The sequence below is a fragment of the Streptomyces sp. NPDC004752 genome (genome assembly GCF_053601275.1).
In genome coordinates, this window is sequence record NZ_JBSGBN010000243.1 from 1 (window position 1) to 5,575 (window position 5,575).

The 5,575-nt window shown below is 70.4% G+C and carries 1 protein-coding gene; it reads right to left on the reverse strand.

Going from position 1 to position 5,575, the window contains the following annotated elements:
- On the reverse strand, positions 1-5,575 hold a 5,575-nt coding region (locus ACWEKM_RS45505; protein WP_451627190.1), incomplete at both ends, for an SDR family NAD(P)-dependent oxidoreductase.

Sequence of the window (5,575 nt, forward strand, 5' to 3'; positions counted from 1 at the left end):
GCGCCGTTCGCGGGTGCGCCGTTCGCGGGTGCGCCGTTCGCGGGTGCGCCGTTCGCGGGTGCGCCGTTCGCGGGTGCGCCGTTGACGGGCACGGAAAGTGCCGCGTCGAACAGTGCCGTCCCCACGCGCGGTGTCAGCGGTCGGAAGCCGTCCTGGACCAGTCGCACCCGACTGGCCTCGTCCAGGCCCGCGTTGATTCCACCGGGTCCTTCGGGTCCTTCGGGGAGGTCCCACAGCCCCCAGGCCAGTGAGGTGGCGGGCAGGCCGAGCGCCGCCCGGTGGGCGGCCAGCGCGTCGAGGTGGGCGTTCGCCGCCGCGTAGTTCGCCCGGCCGGCACCGCCGAGGGCACCCGCCGAGTCGGAGAAGAGCACGAAGGCCGCCATGCCGGCCATGTCCCGGGTGAGTTCGTGCAGGTGCCATGCTCCGTCCGCCTTGGGACGCAGTACGGAGCCGAGCCGGGCGGAGTCCAGCGCCGGGACGACGCCGTTGTCGACGGTGCCCGCCGCGTGGAGGACCGCGGTGAGCGGGTTCTCGGCCGGTATCGCGTCGAGGACGGCCGCGAGCGCTTCGCGGTCCGCGACATCGCACGCGGCGAAGGTCGCCTGGGCGCCGAGCGCGGCCAGCTCGGCCGCCAGTTCCTCGGCACCGTCGGCCTCCCGGCCCCTGCGGCCGACGAGCAGCAGATGCCGTACGCCGTACCGGGATGCCAGGTGCCGGGCGAAGAGGCCACCCAGCGCACCGGTGCCGCCCGTGATGAGCACGGTGCCCTCGGGGTCGAAGCTCCGGGCGCGTACGCCTTCGAGCGCGGCCCGGCCGAGGCGGGGCGCCAGCAGCCGTCCGTCGCGGACCGCTGTTTCGGGCTCGCCCGAGGCGAGGGCCGCGGCGAGGGTGGTGAGTGGGGTGTCGAGCCGAGTTCCGACGGCCTCGGTGCCGAAGGGCTCGGTGCCGGTGGCCTCGGTGCCAACGGCCTCGGTGCCAACGGCCTCGGTGCCGACGGCCTCGGTGCCGGTGGGTCCCGTGGCGGTGGGCTCGGTGCCGACCGGCTCGATGTCGACGAGGACCAGTCCGGCCGGGTGCTCCACCTGGGCGGAGCGCAGCAGCCCCCGCACCGTCGCGGCCTCCAGGTCGACGAAGTCCTGCGCGCCCACCGCCGCGCCACCGGTGGTGACCACGACGAGCGGCGTTTCGCCGAGCCGCTCGTCGGCGAGCCAGCCCTGGACGAGTGCCAGCGCACGATGGGTCGCCGCGCGGAGCGCCGTCCCGCTCACGGCCGCACCCGATGGCCAGTACGTGAGTACGGCGTCGAGCGGCACGCCGGCGTCGACAGCCTTGCCGACCGCCGCCACGTCCTCATAACGCACCAGGTCGTGGGCGGCGTCGGGCCCCATACCGGTGTCGGCCCCGAGCAGGGCCCAGTGGAACTCGTCGGACGCATGCGGAACGGCGACGGTGACCGGTGTCCATTCGACGCGGAACAGCGCGTCGCCGTACACACCCGAGGCGGCCGTGAACTCCTCCTCGGCGATCTCCCGGTAGCGGACGCTGTCGATCGTCGCGAGCACCTCGCCGTGCTCATCGATCAGTTGGACAGCAACAGTGTTCTCTCCCGTCTCGGTCAGGCGCGCCCGAGCCGACTCCGTAACAGCGGAGTGAACCCGTACGCCGTGCCACTCGGCAGGCACGAGCACGGTCCCTTCCCCCGCCGTGAACGGGTGGTCCAGGAGCGCGGTATCCAGCACCGCCGGGTCCAGTGCAGGGGTCCCGCCGTCACCGGCTTCGAGGTGCCCTTCCGCGTGCAGGGTCCAGGGGGCATCGGCCGCGTCGGGCCGGGCGTACACGGCGATCGTCCGCCGGTTGGCGCCGTCCGGCTGCGGAGCGCCCACCCTGACCTGGAGCCGTACAACCGCCTCGGCCGGCAGGACGAGCGGCGTACGGAGCAGGAGTTCGCCCACGGCGGACGCCCCCACCTCGTCGCCCGCGCGCGCCGCCAGCTCCACCAAGGCACCGGCCGACAGCACAGGACTGCCGAAGACGGTGTGATCCGCGAGCCACGGCTGATTCCGCACCGAAATCCTGCTGGTGAACAGCGCCTCGTCGGCCCCGGCGAGGTCGAGCGCGGCACCCAGCAATGGGTGACCGGTCGGGCTCGTGCCTGCTCCCGGGGCCTCATCGTCGGCCATGCCGGCATCGAGCCAGTAACGCTCCCGCTGGAAGGCGTATGTGGGCAGGTCGACACGACGGGCCTCGCTGCCCGCGAAGAAGGCGCGCCAGTCCACCGGAACACCCACCGCGTACAACTGCGCGAGCCCCGCAACGAGCGTGCCGGTCTCCGACCGGTCGCGTCGCAGCAGGGGCAACGCCAGGTGCTCGCCCTGCTCACCGTCGAGCGTGTTCTCGACGAGCGCGGTCAGTACGCCGTCGGGGCCGAGCTCGACGAAGTTCGTCACGCCTTCGCGGGCCAGGGTCCGTACGCCGTCGGCGAAGCGGACCGCCTCGCGGACGTGCCGAGCCCAGTAGTCGGCGGAGCCGAGCAGGGCGGCGTCGGCGAGTTCACCGGTGACGTTCGAGACGACCGGGATCCGGGGGGTGTGGTAGGTCAGTCCGGCGGCGATCTCCCGGAACTCCTCCAACATCCCGTCCATACGGGGCGAATGAAACGCATGCGACACCGTCAGACGACGAGTCCTGCACCCCAGCAACTCCAACTGCTCAACCACGGAGACGACCGCATCCTCATCACCGGACACCACCGTCGCCCGAGGCCCGTTCACCGCAGCGATCGCCACCCGACCATCCGAAAGCAGCGGCAGAACCTCCGCCTCGGCCGCCTGCACCGCCACCATCGCCCCACCAGCCGGCAACGCCTGCATCAACCGCGCCCGCGCCACCACCAACACCGCAGCATCCCCCAGCGACAACACACCAGCCACATGAGCCGCCACCAACTCACCGACCGAATGCCCAGCCACAAAATCCGGCCGCACACCCCACGACTCCACCAACCGGAACAACGCCACCTCAACCGCAAACAACGCCGGCTGCGTCAACGCCGTCCGATCCAACAACTCCGAATCAACAGACCCGAACACAACCTCCTTCAACGACCGCCCCAACTCCCCATCCAGAACACCACACACCTCATCAAACACACGCGCAAACTCCGGCACCCGCTCATACAACTCACGCCCCATACCCAGGCGCTGACTCCCCTGCCCCGTAAACACAAACGCGGTCCTGCCCTGCGTACGCGTGCCGCGGACCACTCCGAGTGCCGAGCTTCCGTTGGCCAGCGAACCGAGACCGGCGAGGAGTTGGGCCCGGGACGTGCCGACGACGACGGCGCGGTGTTCCAGTGCGGCGCGGCCGGTGGCCAGCGTGTATGCCACGTCCAGGGCGTTCGGGCCGTCGGCACCCGAGACGGACACGAGCAGTCGCTGCGCCTGAGCCGTCACGGCATCGACGGAGGTACCCGACACCACCCAGGGGAGGGTGGGGAGTTCGATCCCATCGCCTGCCCGGTCCTCGTCCGCAGGCTCGCTCGGCTGCTCGATGATGATGTGCGCGTTGGTGCCGCTGATGCCGAAGGAGGAGATACCGGCGCGGCGGGGATGGTCGGTCTGCGGCCAGTCACGGGCTTTTGTGAGCAGGGACACCGCTCCCGCTTCCCAGTCCACATGCTGGGTGGGTTCGTCGACATGCAGGGTCCTGGGCAGAACACCATGCCGCATGGCCTCGATCATCTTGATCACACCACCGACACCCGCAGCAGCCTGAGCATGACCGATGTTCGACTTCAACGACCCCAGCCACAGCGGCCGGTCCTCCGGACGCCCCTGACCATAAGTAGCAAGCAACGCCTGCGCCTCGATCGGGTCTCCGAGCGTCGTACCGGTACCGTGCGCCTCGACCGCATCCACGTCCACAGCCGACAAACCGGCATTGGCCAACGCCTGGCGGATCACCCGCTCCTGCGAAGGACCGTTGGGCGCAGTGAGGCCGTTGGACGCACCGTCCTGATTGACCGCACTGCCCCGCAGGACCGCCAGCACCCGATGACCGTTACGCCGAGCATCGGACAACCGCTCCACCAACAGCAGACCCACACCCTCCGACCAGCCCGTACCATCCGCAGCCGCGGCGAAGGGCTTGCAGCGACCGTCGGCCGAGAGCCCGCGCTGGCGCGAGAACTCGACGAAAGTCTGCGGAGTGGACATCACGGTGACGCCTCCGGCCAGCGCCATGTCGCACTCCCCCTGACGCAGTGCGTTGGCCGCCAGATGCAGCGCGACCAGGGAGGACGAACACGCGGTGTCCACCGTCACCGCCGGACCCTCAAGGCCATAGGTGTACGCGACACGGCCGGAGGCGATGCTTCCCGCGTTGCCGCCGGCCAGATAGCCCTCCAGATCCTTCGGCACGCTGCGCAGGCGGGAGCCATAGTCGTGGTACATCACTCCCGCGAAGACGCCGGTACGGCTGCCTCGCAGCGTCTCGGGGTCGACCCCGGCACTCTCGAACGTCTCCCATGCGGTCCGCAGGAGAAGCCGCTGTTGGGGGTCGGTGGCGAGCGCCTCGCGCGGCGACATGCCGAAGAATTCCGGGTCGAACTCGTCGGCGTCGTAAAGGAATCCACCATGACGGGTGTAGGACGTGCCCGACATGGAGGGGTCGGGGTCGTACAGCCCGTCGAGGTCCCAGCCTCGATTGACCGGGAACTCCCCGACCGCGTCCACACCATCCGACATCAGCCGCCACAACTCCTCGGGCGAACTCACACCGCCCGGGAAACGGCAGGCCATGCCCACGATCGCGATCGGCTCGTCCGTCGCGACCGTCGAGGTCGTGGGGGCAGGCGAGTCGGCCGGTCGGCCGGAGATCTGCGCGCTCAGATACGCGGTGAGGGCGTCGGGGGACGGGTGGTCGAAGACCAGGGTGGTGGGCAGCCGCAGTCCGGTCGCCGCATTGAGCTGGTTGCGGAGTTCGACCGAGGTAAGGGAGTCGAAGCCCATGTCCTGGAAGGCCCGGTCCCCCGCGATGCCGCTCGCGTCGGCGTGTCCCAGCACTTCGGCGACATGCGTCCGTACGAGATCGCTGAGCGCTCGCTCGCGGTCCGCCGGGGCGAGTTCGGCCAGCCGGTCGGAGACCCCGGCGCGTGACCCGGCATTGTCGGCACGACGCCGAACCGCGGGAACCAGGCCGCGCAGCATGGGGGGTGTGGTGTCGGGGTGCTGGTTGCGCAGGGCGCTCGTGTCGAGTCCGGTGACGGCCAGCACCGCCTCGCCCGTGGTGTGGGCCGCGTCGAACCAGGCCATCGCGTCCGCGGAAGAGATCGGCGCGAGCCCCATACGAGCCATGCGCTTCAGGTCCACCTCGGCCAGATGCCCGGTCAGCGAACTCGACTCCTGCCACAGACCCCAGGCCAACGACACCGCCGGCAGCCCGTTCGCCCGACGATGCGCCGCCAGCGCATCGAGATACGCATTACCCGCCGCATAGTTCGCCTGACCCGCCGTCCCCAACAGACCCGCCAAAGACGAATACAGCACGAACGCCGACAGACCCAGATCAACGGTCA